We start from the raw sequence: 14,710 nt of genomic DNA on the forward strand, positions 1-14,710 counted from the left end.
AACATATAGGTAATATGAAAATTATTCAAGAAAGCCATAATCAAATGACCTTGCGTTTACGTCCTTGGTTTCTGTGGATATTTGGCGCTGTATTGGCTTCAGTTGGGTTAGTAATGCCTATTTACATTGCTCATGCACATATTTTTAGTTGTCTTCGTCAAACATCTACATCGGGAATTTGTCAAATTTCTATCATTGGACTATTATCAAAAACCGAGAAAAAATTAGCTTTAAGTGATATCCAAGGAAGTAAAATTAAAACTTTCAGAGATAGGAAAAATAATTGGCGCTCTCAGATAATTTTATTTACTAAAAATGGGATAGTTATACCCATAGCCAACACATCTCCTAATCCTATCACTGTCAAAACCTGGGCTAAACAAATTGAAGATTTCTTACAAGATGCTCAAAAACAAGAATTGTTAATTGAATATGACTATCGGTTACTTGCTTGCTTGTATGCTAGTTTATTTGTAATTGCTGGTTTATCAATAGCTATTTTACTGGGTAAAGTTCTGATTTGCCATATAGATAAAAGATTAGGAACATTAACGCTGGAATATTGTGGATTATTGGGTAATTTGCAAACAAAATATAAAATTCGTGATATTCACTATATGACTGTGGAGAAAACAACGAGCAAAAATGGTTATACTTATAGAGTAGCTATGGTAATGCAATCAGGTGAACATATTCCATTTACTCGTTATTACACTTCAGGATTGCATGGTAAGCAAGAAACTATTGATAATATTAGTAGATTTCTGAATTTATAATTAATTTTTCCCAAAAATTAGGAGAAATATTATCACTGAAGCCGTCATAGTATATGATGTAAATTTGGAAAGGCTAATGTCTGAGGACAAGCCAATAGTTTCCCACGATGATAAGCATGACAATAAAGCTGCTAAACGATCGCTATCAGGTTATCCAGGTACTAGGTTCTGGTGGGTTTGGTGATACCTTTCTTGCCGAAGATACTTATATGCCTTCACGTCGTCGCTGTGTAGTTAAACAGTTAAAACTAATTGACAATAATCCGCAAATTTACCAATTAGTACAAGAGAGGTTTCAACGGGAAGCGGCAATTTTAGAAGCACTCGGTGGTGCCTCTGACCAAATTCCGGCTTTGTATGCTTATTTTTGCTCTAGTGAGCATTTTTACTTAGTTCAAGAGTGGGTGGAAGGTGATACTTTAAGAGCAAAGACCCAAAAGCAGGGTTTTTTAACTGACGGTGTAGTTAAGGAAATATTGATCAATTTATTACCTGTTTTGGACTATGTTCATTCGCAGAAAATAATTCACCGCGACATCAAGCCCGATAACATAATTGTAAGATATCACGATAATAAACCAGTGCTGATTGATTTTGGTGCCGTGCGAGAATCTATGGCAACGGTGGTTAATTCCCAGGGTAATGCTACCAGTTCAATTGTCATTGGTACACCTGGATTTATGCCCAGCGAACAAGCAGCAGGGAGACCAGTTTATTCCAGTGATTTATATAGTTTAGGCTTAACAGCAATTTATTTATTAACTGGTAAACAGCCACAAGAACTAGAGACAGATCATCAAACTGGTGAGGTAATATGGCGAGAATATGGCAGTGATGTTAATCCAATTATAGCAGATGTGATCGATAAAGCGATCGCTTATCATCCACGCGATCGCTATCCGACTGCTAAAGCTATGTTGGAGGCTTTGCAAAATGTAGCCATTCCTGTTACAGTCAAACAACCATCCTTAACGACAACAGAAATAAACCCTACACCCGCACAACCCACCATTACAATCACTCGTCAACGTCCAACTATTGTAAAAGATAATAATCAGAAGGGTATCCTCATTCTTATTGCTTCAGTTGCCACTGGGTTAATTTCTATGGTTGTGATTGTAGGTCAGATGGTTTTCAAATTTCCCCAATCTGTAACCAATAGAGAAATATCATCTTCTTCAGAAACCATCACAAATCCCCAATTACCAACTCAATCAGAAACTCCTATTTCTTCAATTTCCAAAACCATCACAAATTCCCAATTACCAACTCAATCGGAAACTCCTATTTCTTCAATTTCCAAAACCACCACAAATTCCCCACCACCAGAAAATAGTTTTGCCCCTCTACCAGGACGAGGAAATCGTTTTATTCGTCCACTAAAAGAACTAAAACTTCCTCCAATTCCATCAAATTATGTTTTTCTTTTTCAACGACCAATTACAGATGCAGATTTGAATAATAAAGACGGGTTTGAACTAGATATTATGCGAAATATGATTTTTGCTGTTCATGGTCGCCAGTTTAATTATTCTGAATTACAAGAATTTTTTAATCAACAACCTTGGTATCGTCCTCAATATTCACCAAAAGATTTTCCCATGAGGTTATTATCAAAAATGGAAATCAGAAATGCCGCATATATCGCCAATTATCAAGACCGTACCAATCGCAGATATTTTCCTAAATAAGTTAATATGAATATAACAAGGCAAAATCCCTATTTGTCCAAAATTATTTTTAATCGTTGTAAGTGGAGTTAATTTTTCTAAAAATCGGGAGAAATATTATCGCTGAAGCCGTCATAGTATATGATGTAAATTTGGAAAGGCTAATGTCTGACGACAAGCCAATAGTTTCCCACGATGATAAGCATGACAACAAAGCTGCTAAACAATCGCTATCAAGTTATTAAGGTACTGGGTGCTGGTGGATTTGGCGAAACATTTCTAGCAGAAGATACCCATTTGCCGTCACGTCGTCGTTGTGTAATCAAGCAACTGAAACCGATTATCAATGACCCAAAAACTTATCAACTTATTCAACAAAGATTTGAAAGAGAAGCGGCTACGTTAGAAAAATTAGGAGAAAGTAGTGATCAAATTCCTAAACTCCATGCTTACTTTCCAGAAAATGGACAGTTTTATCTAGTTCAAGAATGGATAGAAGGAAAAACTTTAACTGAAATTCTCGAATCTCAACAAAAAATAAGTGAAAATACAGTCCGGCAAATACTTGTAAGTTTGTTATCTGTATTAGATTATATCCATAGTAAAGGCATTATTCACCGAGATATCAAGCCTGATAATATTATTATACGTTCCCAAGATCAAAAGCCTGTATTAATTGATTTTGGTGCGGTTAAAGAAACAATCAGAACCGTAGTAAATACTTCAGGAAATGCCACTAAATCCATAGTGATAGGGACACCTGGATATATGCCAATTGAACAAGGCATTGGCCGTCCGGTGTACGCTACTGATATTTATAGTTTAGGTTTAACGGCGATTTATTTGTTAACCGGGAAACATCCCCATGAATTAGAAAGCAACCCGCAAACAGGACAGATACTTTGGGAAGAATATGCGTCTGGTGTGTCTCCCCAATTGGTGATGATCCTGACACAGGCAATAGAACCAAGAACGAGCGATCGCTATACAACTGCTAGTAAAATGCTATATGCGTTAGAATCGGGTAGTAGTGTGTCTCCGGTTTCATCTGCCACAAAGCCCCCCCTTGTCACCTCTCAACGCACTCAAGCCGTATTTTCACCCGACAAAAATCCTGTCATTCCCCAACCGAATAATTCTCCAATTTGGCAAAACCCTGTGGTGATTTTTGCAAGTTTGTTGATAGGTGTAGTAGGTACTGTAATATTAGCTTCTAGTATTAAACCACAGCCACAACCAACAGAAGCGATCGCTAACAACACCAATATTACACCACAACCGCAGATATCCACCACCTTAACACCCAGTTCACCTGTTTTAGAACCACCAGTTACACCTCCCACCCAACAGCAAATCATTCCTAACCCTGTCCCAGCAACAGAACCAACACCAGAAGCGGTGATAGAAGAGACTCCCATTCCTCCAGTTGCAATCACACCAGAACCTATCCCAGAATCAACAGCAGACCCTACCCCCATAGTTCCCACAATCGAACCAACCCCAGAAGAGAGTGAACAAGAAGTTCCCCAAAATAAACAAAAAGTTCCAGCATTTCCTACAGGTACACCTAGAAGTAGTGTAGAAGCAGTGCTTGGTAAACCTAAAAGAGATTTAAGAGGGTTGTGGGGAAATACCCGTGCTGTAACTTATAAAGTAGTACCCAACCAAATTGATTTAGGTTACTTATTTGATCGTAACTCAGGAGTATTGCAGCAAACAGAAGCCGCTTTTGCCGAAACAGTAGACCCCCAAGTAATGCAAACAACATTAAATGGAATGCTAAATGGACAAGCTACCTCTGAAATTATCCAAGGATTACAAAAGGTACAACAGCGTCAAAAAGATAATTTTAAATTTACTCATCGTGGAGTGAAAGGTCAGATTATCCGACAAGAATGCGACTTTATTTACATTAGTATTTGGGATGCCAATTTACATGATTTTGTTAATCCTAAAGCAGCTAAACAATGTTAAAAAGATGAAACTCAAAAAATAACCTGTCAAAAATACCGGAAACTATAATTTGGGTAAGGATTATAGGGAATGCGATGCCTTCGGCGATCGCAGCGAACTGACAAAAGCCCTCCGGGTATCCAAGAAACAGCGCTTGCGCGATCGCCAACTGCATCCAGGGTATATTTAAAGTCAGAGAATTAAGTGGGGTAAATAATATTAATCTTGAGTTTTGCTTTTTCCACTCCACCTACGAAGAATTGCGATCGCACTTGGAGGAGAAATTGCGGACTTGGAAGGGGATTAAATCACCGGAAGCCGTGTTTGTGGCTCCTGGAAAAGAGAGAATACAGCACTTTTGTGTAAGACTAAAATTGTGGTCAAGAAATTGGTGGCTGCGGATGAGGTATTAGTGAAGTAGAACTCCAAGATTATTTCATCTAGTTTAGGCACTTCCATGTTCAGGAAATGGCATAGAACCTATATGCGGATAGCTTAAAGCTAAAAATCCATCCCCTTTTTTGAAAGCTCTATTTAAAGCTGACAAAAACAATGATTTAATATTTTTTGCTACATCTTCATTCGCATTTCCTCTTGCTCCGATTGCTTGCGCTCTTTCAAAGAATTTTGTATCGTCTACTTCCTCAAATATTTTCTCTATGTTTGCCAAAACAGTAGCAATATCTTCTGGTGAAAGAAACATATTTCCAAAGTACCCTGGTAATCTATTTGCTCTCTCCCAACCTAGACCACCCCATAATATTTCAGTTGCACCCACACGATTAGTAATTATGAAATCTAATTGGGCTTCTGACATCGACTCAGAAATAACTCTAGGATTAGTTATAAATAAATTTTCAAACATTTCTACAAAAGCTTTTGAAAAAAAAAGATGATAGGCTTCATCTAAAATATCCCAATCAAAGGCTTGGGGATTTTGCTGTTTATTAACAAAAGCTCCAGGAATAAAACGATTGAATGTATCCTTTATGTACTGAAAATCATTACTTTCTCTCGTTTTATTTTGCATAAATTCATCTAGCTTGTGAACTGTTTGTGATTCATCTACAGCTTTATCAAATAATATTTTGACATTAAGCATATCCGATGACTTAACCCTGAATAAGCACCAAACGGGATCTGCACTCATGATTTTAATGGCTTATGATTTGAAGAATAATTTTCTAATCTATACAAACGGTATATGTAGAACAGGGGCAACATTTGCCCATCTACCTCTAGCAAAATTAGCTACCTCCTCATTGGAGAAAGCCCATTGAAGATTATATTTACATCCACTCGCTACTATTAATTGTCTTGTTCTCTCTTCTTCAAATTTTTTTAAATTTGCTTCAGTCGTCTGTAGGGTGCGTCAGACAGAATAATTTAGGCGAAAATCACTAATTTTAAGTTTCTGACGCACCTTAGTTTATCTAACTAGCAACTTACGTTAGAATAGCTCATCAAACTAAAAATTCTCAACCCACTTGGAAAAATCTTGAGTAAACTGCCCAAGAGATATTACATGAATACCTGGATCATTAACTCCTGCTTCCCTTTCCAATTGAGTATTATAACCCCAATCTGCCAGAAAAAGTTGTACATGATCCATATTAGATTGCCCTTGAACTAACTGCAAAGTCTTCAATCTATCTTCCACAAACCACAGACTCACAGGTTGACTATCAGATGCTTGAATTAACTGTTGGAGAGTTTCATACTTAGGGCGTTTAACCTCCTTCCCAAAAATTGCTTCTGGGGGTAAATCGACTCCTTCTTGTTGTAATAATTGTTGAACAAATCGCCCTTCTTTCGTTGTAACAATATATAATTTAACTCCACTAGCAAGAGTCATCTTGATTCTTTCTACCACACCAGGATAAAATCTATGTAGACTTAGCCAACCATTTAAATCTTTGGCTATCCATTCATCCCGTAACTGATCTAGTTTCTTGGCAATATTCTTAGAATCTAACTGATCTGCCAACAAAATTTGTGGAGTAATTGTTGCCCATTCTCGGAGGATTGTATCATCAGAAAATCCATCAATTAAAGCTTTAATCAAAATCGGCATTTCCCAACCAGTTTCAATTACAGGCCGTAACCGATAGAATCGTAAAGCTAAATCATCTGGTAGTGTGTCATTAGCACGTGACCAAATTGTACAGTAGGTACGCCATGCTACCTCAAAATATTCAATTAGTCCGTCGCAAATCACTCCATCAAAGTCTAACGCCAAAATTGTGGGACTACTTGCTATCATTGTTTTGAGGATGAAAACTGCTGTTGTCAGCTTACCGCACCTTTATATATAGATATGTATCAATTATCAATAATCTAGTAGGGAAACATGATCTCGTAGGGTGGGCAATGCCCACCTACCATTATTGACAAGATGCGAAATGTGAGTAGGGTGTGTTAGCGTCAGCGTAACGCACAAAATCATTGATAACGGTGCGTTACGGATTTTATCCTAACGCACCCTACAATACTACAATACTTAATATCGTTCAAAAATCAAATCGTAGGCTTCAGCAATCTCAAACCCTTATGTTTCGTATCCCCTGAGTAAGTCCTGATTATGGACAAGATGCAAAATGTGAATACATTCCCCTAATCAAAATTACCCTATACCCAAACGTCCAGCCAAAGCCGGAGTTAAGGGTAACAGAGTAGCAATCATCAAGAATAAAGCCAAAAGACCTAAAGCCGCTCTTGCGTCGTCCGGTTCAGTAACTTCATTCAAACTGGGGCGTTCTAGATCCCGTTGTAAAAACACAATCACAATTGCCCAGTACATAGCCAGAGGATTACCCAGAGACACTAAAGCCAAGAGAATTAAAGTAGCAAATGTTGCCCTCCCTGCGGTTTTACGTCCATAAATCGCCTGAACAATCCGTCCTCCATCTAATTGTCCTGCCGGCATTAAATTTAAAGCAGTAATTATCAATCCTAGCCAACCAATCACTACCAAAGGATGAATATTTACCAAAGGTGATTGCAGGGCTGAACCCAAGACAACTCGTGCCAAACTACCTACTAAAATAGAACCTTGGAAAAACTGATTGGGTAATTGAAATAAACTTCCTGGGTGAGAAAGTAGCAAACCTGTCACCAGCATAATCAAAGAAACGATACCCCCAAAAGCTGGCCCTGCTAAAGCAATATCAAATAACACCTTGCGGTTGGGTAATAGCGACTCAAAGCGAGTAATTGCCCCAAAAGAGCCAATTTGCACTGCTGGTAAAAAGAAAGGCCAGCTAAGACGGACTTGGTGACGTTGTGCTAGTAACCAATGACCGATTTCATGAGCTACTAAAACCGTAAATATCCCCAAACCAATGGGTAACGCTTCAAGCAACCGAGATGGGTTGGTCAATAAATCAAAATTCAGTAATAAACCAGCAGCTTCTAAATTAGTACCAATAGTTGCTGCTAACAAAATCACTGCAAACACCTTTTGTCCTAACTTCAAGGACTGGGGGTCTGTGCGGCTAGGTAGGACGATTACCACAGGTTTACCATCTGTATTTTCTACTAAAAACAGACGATATTTATCACCTAAACGTTCTCGCAAACTTTTAGTCAGACGATTGTGAGTTTCCTCTGGTTCTCCCCGCAAATTACCTTTAAAAATTGCTCCCTCTTGATAGGGAATTGTTTCTGTGGCAAAAAATGTGTCAATACCGAAAATACCTTTAATAGCACTCATATCTTCTTCCGGTATCGGCAACACTTCCACAATTATTACTGGTGCTGTGGGATTTGCTTCTGCTGCTGATGCCTCAGAGGCCAATCTTTCCGTTGCCTTTTGCTTGAGAATAACATCTTGCCCAGCTTGGCGTAACTGTCTACCTAAGAAGATATAAACACCAGTTGATATCACTAGCAAGAACAATATACCTGCTATATTGATATAAATACCGGCAGCGAATAACCCGAAAAATAATAGCCAGGGAGCCATTAAGATAACCGATTGTAACCAGGCTAATATTCCCAGCTTACCAAAAGGTCTAGCGCGATAGAAGCCCCACCCCAAAATACTGAAGGCTACCAGCAAAATTGCTGCAATGATAGGAGTTTCTGATGAGTCAAACATCTTCAAACCTTTTTTACTGATACCGAGACTAGTCAAAGTCCGGTTTTATAGATACATTACTTAATCATAACGTTGCTGATAGCCCAATGATGGTTTTTGATTCTTCGGGAAGCAACCATCTAGCAAAATCAAGGGGATATTTGATATTTTTCTGCTAGAGAAGCCCACAAAAAAGATGATCCAATCTTGTGGGATAGGCATTCTGCCCGTCGTTGTATTATTGATAAATTCCTCAAAGTCCCACTTTTTAAGGGGGATTTAGGGGGATCTGGGGGTGTCATATCCCACAGGAAAAAGTTTTAAAACAACCTCTTAAATCCTGATTCAGACATCTTTGCTTAGAGTGCTGAGGTCGAAGTTTCAAGTTCATTTTACTTTTCTTCACATAGCTTTAATTTTTTCTGTTCATCTACTGACCTAAAAATTATTCCATAGGAGATTTTTCAACAAACTGTCTCACAACTTGAATATCCAGAGCCAACCTTGTAGATATTTGTTCCACAGTTAAACCCAATTCTAATAATAGAGGTACTGTTTCCAACTTACCTTCTAACTTACCTTCTAACTTACCTTCTAACTTACCTTCTAACTTACCTTCTAACTTACCTTCTAACTTACCTTCCAACTTACCTTCTAACTTACCTTCTAACTTACCTTCTAACTTACCTTCCAACTTACCTGCTAATTTTGCTTCCTCAGCAACTTCTCTAAAATACCGTGTTTGCTTCAACTCATCTAGGGTAAACATTGCTTCTATCTCCTGACGACTTAAATTAGTTAACTTATAAACCAAAATTGTCTCTAATAATTCTAGAACTTTCTGCCTTTTACTGGCATCTGTAAAATGTTGTTGGGATTTTTGAATTAACTGCCGAGTATGCTCAATAGCAGATTCTTCCTTTTCCACCACTAATTGTACCATTCCCAACCCTACTGAATTATCAGTTGTTACATCTAACTCATCCAAATAAATAAAGGTGATTTGCTGACTCATTAGCAAGCCCCTATACTGCATTGGCACACCGGGGTCTAAACCACGTTTAGCAAAAATAGCTACGGCATGAAAATCATTCTTTGGTTGATATTGATTCAGGTAAACAAAAATCTCTGTAAATAAACGCCAGTAAAAATCTGCCTTTGATTGAAATTGAACCTCCACAAAGTATATTGGCTGTTCAGGAATATCTGAAACTGGCATAAACAAACCATCAAAGCGAAAGGCTAGTTCTTTAATTTCTACAGAGGTGAATTGATATATTTCTGCTTCCGTGGCTGGTTTACCAATCAGTTCAAAAAGAATGCTAGGTAATGTCTGAAAAAGTTGATAAAATATCGTGTCAGTTTTCACAAGAGTTAAGTTGTTTCATTTACACAGGTAATAAATAAGGTTAAAAACCTAATAATTGCAATAAGCCTATTAGTTTACCTCTGAATATATCACAGTGTAGCTCCATATAGATAGGGTCTATTAGACATCTCCAGAAAAGAATGTAGAGACGTTCCAGGTCACGTCCCTACAAGGTTATTGGATGTATGCAAAATTATTTTCATCTTTAAAATCAGCAACGCCCAAGTTCTGAGGTAAAAGTTCCGAGTTCTGAGGTTGAAGTTCCGAGTTCTGAGGTTGAAGTTCAAATCCTTAATCTTTCCTTAGTCCACCTGCGTGGACTTGGCTTGTGTAGTAGTGAATTATATTCGCCCAAAACTTTTCAAACATCCTCTGAGGTTGAAGTTCCGATCGCTAAGGTCAAAGTTCCGAGTTCTGAGGTCGAAGTTCCGATCGCTCAGGTTAAAATTCCCAGTTCTGAAGTTGAAGTCCCGATCGCTGAGGTAAAAGTTTCAAGTTCTGAAGTTGAAGTTGCGATCGCTAAGGTCAAAGTTCCGATCGCTAAGGTCAAAGTTCCAAGTTTTGAGGTTGAAGTTCCGATCGCTAAGGTCAAAGTTCCGAGTTCTGAAGTTGAAGTTGCGATCGCTCAGGTAGAAGTTCCAAGTTCTGAGGTAGAAGTTCCGATCGCTAAAGTCAAAGTTCCGATCGCTAAGGTCAAAGTTCCGAGTGCTGAGGTTGAAGTTCCGAGTTCTGAGGTTGAAGTTCCGAGTTCTAAGGTTGAAGTTCCGAGTTCTGAGGTCAAAGTTCCGAGTTCTGAGGTCGAAGTTCCAAGTGCTGAGGTCGAAGTTCCGAGTTCTGAGGTTGATAATCCGTGTTTTTAAGGCAAAATAATACAATATCAACCTTTTGCTTTCTCCTTGTTTACCCTGATTCTACTACCATGAATGATCAAGAACTCCTGGAAATTATTAAACAAGCTGCTAGAGATAATACAACTACATTAGACCTTTCTCATAAACGTTTAACAGCCGTACCAGCATATATCGCCCAACTCTGCCATTTGACCGTGCTTGACCTCAGTGGAAATCAACTGAAGATATTGCCAGAGGCAATCGCCCAACTCACCAATTTGACTGAGCTTTACCTCAATTACAATCAACTGACGACCTTGCCAGAGGCGATCGCCCAACTCACCAATTTGACGGTGCTTAAACTCAATTACAATCAACTGACGACCTTGCCAGAGGCGATCGTTCAACTCACCAATTTGACGGTGCTTAAACTCAATTACAATCAACTGACGACCTTGCCAGAGGCGATCGTTCAACTCACCAATTTGACCGACCTTGACCTCAGTGAAAATAAACTGAAGACCTTGCCAGAGGCGATCGTTCAACTCACCAATTTGACCGACCTTGACCTCAGTAAAAATAAACTGAAGACCTTGCCAGAGGCGATCGTTCAACTCACCAATTTGACCGTGCTTTACCTCGATGGTAATCAACTGACGACTTTGCCAGAGGCGATCACCCAACTCACCAATTTGACCAGGCTTTACCTCCGTGGAAATCAACTGAAGACCTTGCCAGAGGCGATCGGCCAACTCACCAATTTGACCGTGCTTGACCTCAGTAACAATCAACTGAAGACCTTGCCAGAGGCGATCAAACAACTATCTAAACTTAAAAAACTTGACTTGCGTGGGAATCAACTAAATATTTCTGATGAGATTTTAGGTATAGATTGGAGTAATTTAGGTGAACCTTCCCAAATTCTCAGCTATTACTTCTCTCTCCAAACCGAACCCAAAAAACCACTCAACGAAGCTAAAGTATTGCTGGTAGGTCAGGGGAGTGTGGGTAAAACTTCTTTAGTTAAAAGATTGATTGAAAATAAATTTGATCCAAACGAAGTCAAGACAGAAGGCATCAATATTCAAAACTGGCACATAGAAGTTAATCAGCAAAATATCCAACTAAATATATGGGATTTTGGTGGACAAGAAATCATGCACGCCACCCACCAATTTTTTCTAACAAAACGCAGCCTTTACCTGCTAGTCATTAATTCCCGTAAAGACGAACAACAAAACAGACTAGAATATTGGCTGAAAATAATAGAAAGTTTTGGCAGCGATTCACCTATTATTTTAGTTAGCAATAAAACCGACGAACACCCCCTCGATATTGACCAAAAAGGAAAACGGGAAAAATATAAACATATTAAAGAAATATTGCCTATTTCTTGTAAAACCGGTGATGGTATAGAGAAACTATTATCAGTTATTAAACGGGAACTGGCGAATTTAGATGGTATTCACGATCCCTTACCTCTGAGTTGGTTTAAGGTAAAAACCTGTTTAGCAGACATGAAAAACAACTATATTAACTACAGTGAATATGAGGATATTTGCCGAAGAGAACAAATTACCGAAGCAATTAAACAATCTACATTAATTGAATTGCTGCATCAATTGGGGATTATTCTTAACTTTCGGGATGACCCCGGGTTACAAGATACTCATGTTCTTAATCCAGAATGGGTAACAACCGGCGTTTACAAAATTCTTAATGATAATCTGCTAATGACTGAATTTCAGGGGATTTTGCAAAATCAACAACTACAACGAATTTTAGATAGTCCTGAATATCCCCGCAATAAACAACAGTTCATTATTGAAATGATGGGTAAATTTGAACTCTGCTTTCGTTTAGATGATAGAAATAGCTATCTCATCCCCGATTTATTACCCAAACAAGAACCTTCAACCGGAGAATGGGAGAATATTCTAGCTTTTGAATATCATTACAACGTTTTACCAAGCAGTATTATTTCCCGTTTCATTGTCCGAATGCACCACACAGCCGATAAACAAACTTGGTGGCGCACTGGTATAGTGTTAAAACATCGCAATAGTCGTCGCAATAGTCGAGCTTTAATCAAAAGTGACCAAGAAGACCGGAAAATCTTTATTTCCATCACTGGTGATATCTCCACCCGCAAAGAATTACTAGCAATGATTCGTGATCAATTTGCTGCTATTCATAGAACTATTAAAGGATTGGAAGCCGAAGGAAAAGTACCAATTCCTGGACATCCCAACATATTTGTAGATTATGAGAACTTGCTAGATTATGCAGATCAAAACCAATCCATCATTCCCAAAGGACTAAAACAACTCTTTGATGCGCGAAAACTACTAAATGGCATTGAATCAGAAGAAGAACGCCGCAGACGCAGAGAATATGAGAAAATAGACACACCACCACGACAACCTCCCATGAAACCACCACCAGAACCACCCATTTCTGCTGCTGAACGCGGTATTAGCCTTGCTATGGCTTTAGGAGTATTAACTACTTTCATTGTCTTAGTTCTCAATCCCAGAAGCATGAACGGTGGAACTTTAGCAATAGTCAGATTTTTAGCAGCTACATTTGCGGGTATTTCCGGTTATTCATTTTCTGGTGGTCTTGGTTTAGAGGCTAAAATACCTTTGAATAAAACTCAAATCAAAGCCACAGGAGCATTTGCAGCATTTGTGTTAGTCTTCTTCATTTTCTATGTGGGTGTTCCCCCTTCAGAAACCGCACCACAACCGACACCCACATCAACACCAGTGCAATGAAACATAACGATTTGCGGGAGATAAAATTCTATTATTAATTCATCCTGGAAATCCTGATTCAGACAGCTTTTAACACCTAAAATAGAAAAAGTCAATCTGGAACTGGTGCGATCGCTCACGGTATTGGCGATAATGAAAGGATAAAATTCTAAAAAGATCATCTTAACTAAAGGTTTAAATGGCAGAAACACTATTTTTCAACGCCTTGCGGGAAGCCATTGACGAGGAAATGGCGCGGGATTCCAGCGTATTTATTCTTGGTGAAGACGTAGGACACTACGGCGGTTCTTATAAAGTCACCAAAGACCTACATCAAAAATATGGTGATCTGCGAGTTTTAGACACCCCCATTGCCGAAAATAGCTTCACCGGCTTGGCTGTAGGCGCAGCAATGACAGGGTTACGTCCCATCATTGAAGGGATGAACATGGGCTTTTTATTACTAGCCTTTAACCAAATATCCAACAACGCCGGAATGTTGCGCTACACTTCCGGCGGTAATTTCAAAATTCCGATGGTAATTCGTGGACCCGGTGGTGTGGGTAAACAATTGGGTGCGGAACATTCCCAAAGATTAGAAACCTACTTCCAAGCCGTTCCTGGGTTAAAGATTGTAGCTTGTTCTACACCTTACAACGCTAAAGGACTTTTAAAAGCAGCTATCCGGGACGATAATCCAGTTTTATTCTTTGAACACGTTTTACTTTATAACTTAAAAGAAAACCTGCCAGAAGAAGAATATATATTACCTTTGAACAAAGCGGAAGTGGTACGCAAAGGTAAAGACGTGACCATCATCACCTATTCTCGGATGCGTCATCACGTCATGCAAGCCGTCAAACCTTTAGAAAAACAAGGTTACGATCCAGAAGTTATTGACTTAATTTCCCTCAAACCCCTGGATTTTGATACCATTGGAGCATCGATCAAAAAAACCCATCGAGTGATTATTGTTGAAGAAGCAATGCGGACTGGTGGTATAGGTGCAGAGGTTGTAGCCTCAATTAGCGATCGCCTATTTGACGAATTAGATGCACCCGTGTTACGGTTGTCTTCTCAAGATATACCCACACCTTACAACGGTAATCTAGAAAGATTAACAATCGTCCAACCAGAGCAAATCGTCGAAGCAGTCCAAAAAATGGTAGCTTTACGAGTCTAAACTTAGGAATATTAGCCAAAAATCCAATCCCCCTATTCCCTTCTTATCCCCCTCCTCGCTTGCCTACGGTGTACACACAAGTGATCTGATTACCC

General features: G+C 38.9%; 10 protein-coding genes. 6 read left to right on the forward strand and 4 right to left on the reverse strand.

Annotated elements, in window-relative coordinates:
• The 3 genes from VB711_RS25380 to VB711_RS25390 form a co-directional block, all read left to right on the forward strand.
• On the forward strand, window positions 1-776 hold a 776-nt coding region (locus tag VB711_RS25380), incomplete at its 5' end, for a hypothetical protein (RefSeq protein ID WP_323289211.1).
• Between the two features lie 116 nt (window positions 777-892).
• The gene (locus VB711_RS25385) at window positions 893-2,467 is read left to right on the forward strand and encodes a protein kinase domain-containing protein (protein ID WP_323289212.1); all 1,575 of its coding nucleotides are present in this window, start codon (window positions 893-895) and stop codon (window positions 2,465-2,467) included.
• A gap of 183 nt (window positions 2,468-2,650) precedes the next feature.
• Entirely contained in the window at window positions 2,651-4,420 is a 1,770-nt protein-coding gene (locus tag VB711_RS25390) for a protein kinase domain-containing protein (protein ID WP_323289213.1), read from the forward strand.
• 424 nt (window positions 4,421-4,844) lie between these two features.
• On the opposite strand, the gene VB711_RS25395 is transcribed toward VB711_RS25390, so the two are convergent.
• The 4 genes from VB711_RS25395 to VB711_RS25410 all read right to left on the reverse strand — a co-directional run bounded on the left by VB711_RS25395 (window position 4,845) and on the right by VB711_RS25410 (window position 9,846).
• Window positions 4,845-5,549 carry a hypothetical protein gene (locus VB711_RS25395; RefSeq protein ID WP_323289214.1) on the reverse strand — a complete coding sequence of 235 codons (705 nt, stop codon included), beginning with the start codon at window positions 5,547-5,549 and terminating at the stop codon, window positions 4,845-4,847.
• A 318-nt stretch (window positions 5,550-5,867) separates the two neighbouring features.
• Window positions 5,868-6,662, reverse strand: a complete 795-nt coding sequence (locus tag VB711_RS25400; RefSeq protein WP_323289215.1) for an HAD family hydrolase — start codon at window positions 6,660-6,662, stop codon at window positions 5,868-5,870.
• A 360-nt stretch (window positions 6,663-7,022) separates the two neighbouring features.
• Window positions 7,023-8,498: a site-2 protease family protein gene (locus tag VB711_RS25405; protein WP_323289216.1), complete on the reverse strand. Its 1,476-nt coding sequence runs from the start codon at window positions 8,496-8,498 to the stop codon at window positions 7,023-7,025.
• Between the two features lie 424 nt (window positions 8,499-8,922).
• Window positions 8,923-9,846 (reverse strand): Rpn family recombination-promoting nuclease/putative transposase, encoded by a 924-nt coding sequence (locus VB711_RS25410; RefSeq protein WP_323289217.1) that lies wholly within the window; start codon window positions 9,844-9,846, stop codon window positions 8,923-8,925.
• 326 nt (window positions 9,847-10,172) lie between these two features.
• Here VB711_RS25410 and VB711_RS25415 point away from each other — a divergent pair, with 326 nt between their 5' ends.
• The 3 genes from VB711_RS25415 to VB711_RS25425 all read left to right on the forward strand — a co-directional run bounded on the left by VB711_RS25415 (window position 10,173) and on the right by VB711_RS25425 (window position 14,615).
• Window positions 10,173-10,706, forward strand: coding sequence for a hypothetical protein (locus VB711_RS25415; protein WP_323289218.1), 534 nt, complete (start codon window positions 10,173-10,175; stop codon window positions 10,704-10,706).
• A 59-nt stretch (window positions 10,707-10,765) separates the two neighbouring features.
• Window positions 10,766-13,453: a COR domain-containing protein gene (locus tag VB711_RS25420; protein WP_323289219.1), complete on the forward strand. Its 2,688-nt coding sequence runs from the start codon at window positions 10,766-10,768 to the stop codon at window positions 13,451-13,453.
• Between the two features lie 178 nt (window positions 13,454-13,631).
• On the forward strand, window positions 13,632-14,615 hold the full coding sequence (locus VB711_RS25425; protein ID WP_323289220.1) for an alpha-ketoacid dehydrogenase subunit beta: 984 nt from the start codon (window positions 13,632-13,634) through the stop codon (window positions 14,613-14,615).
• Window positions 14,616-14,710 lie beyond the last annotated feature (95 nt).

This window comes from Cronbergia sp. UHCC 0137 (assembly GCF_034932285.1).
GTDB lineage: Bacteria > Cyanobacteriota > Cyanobacteriia > Cyanobacteriales > Nostocaceae > Cronbergia.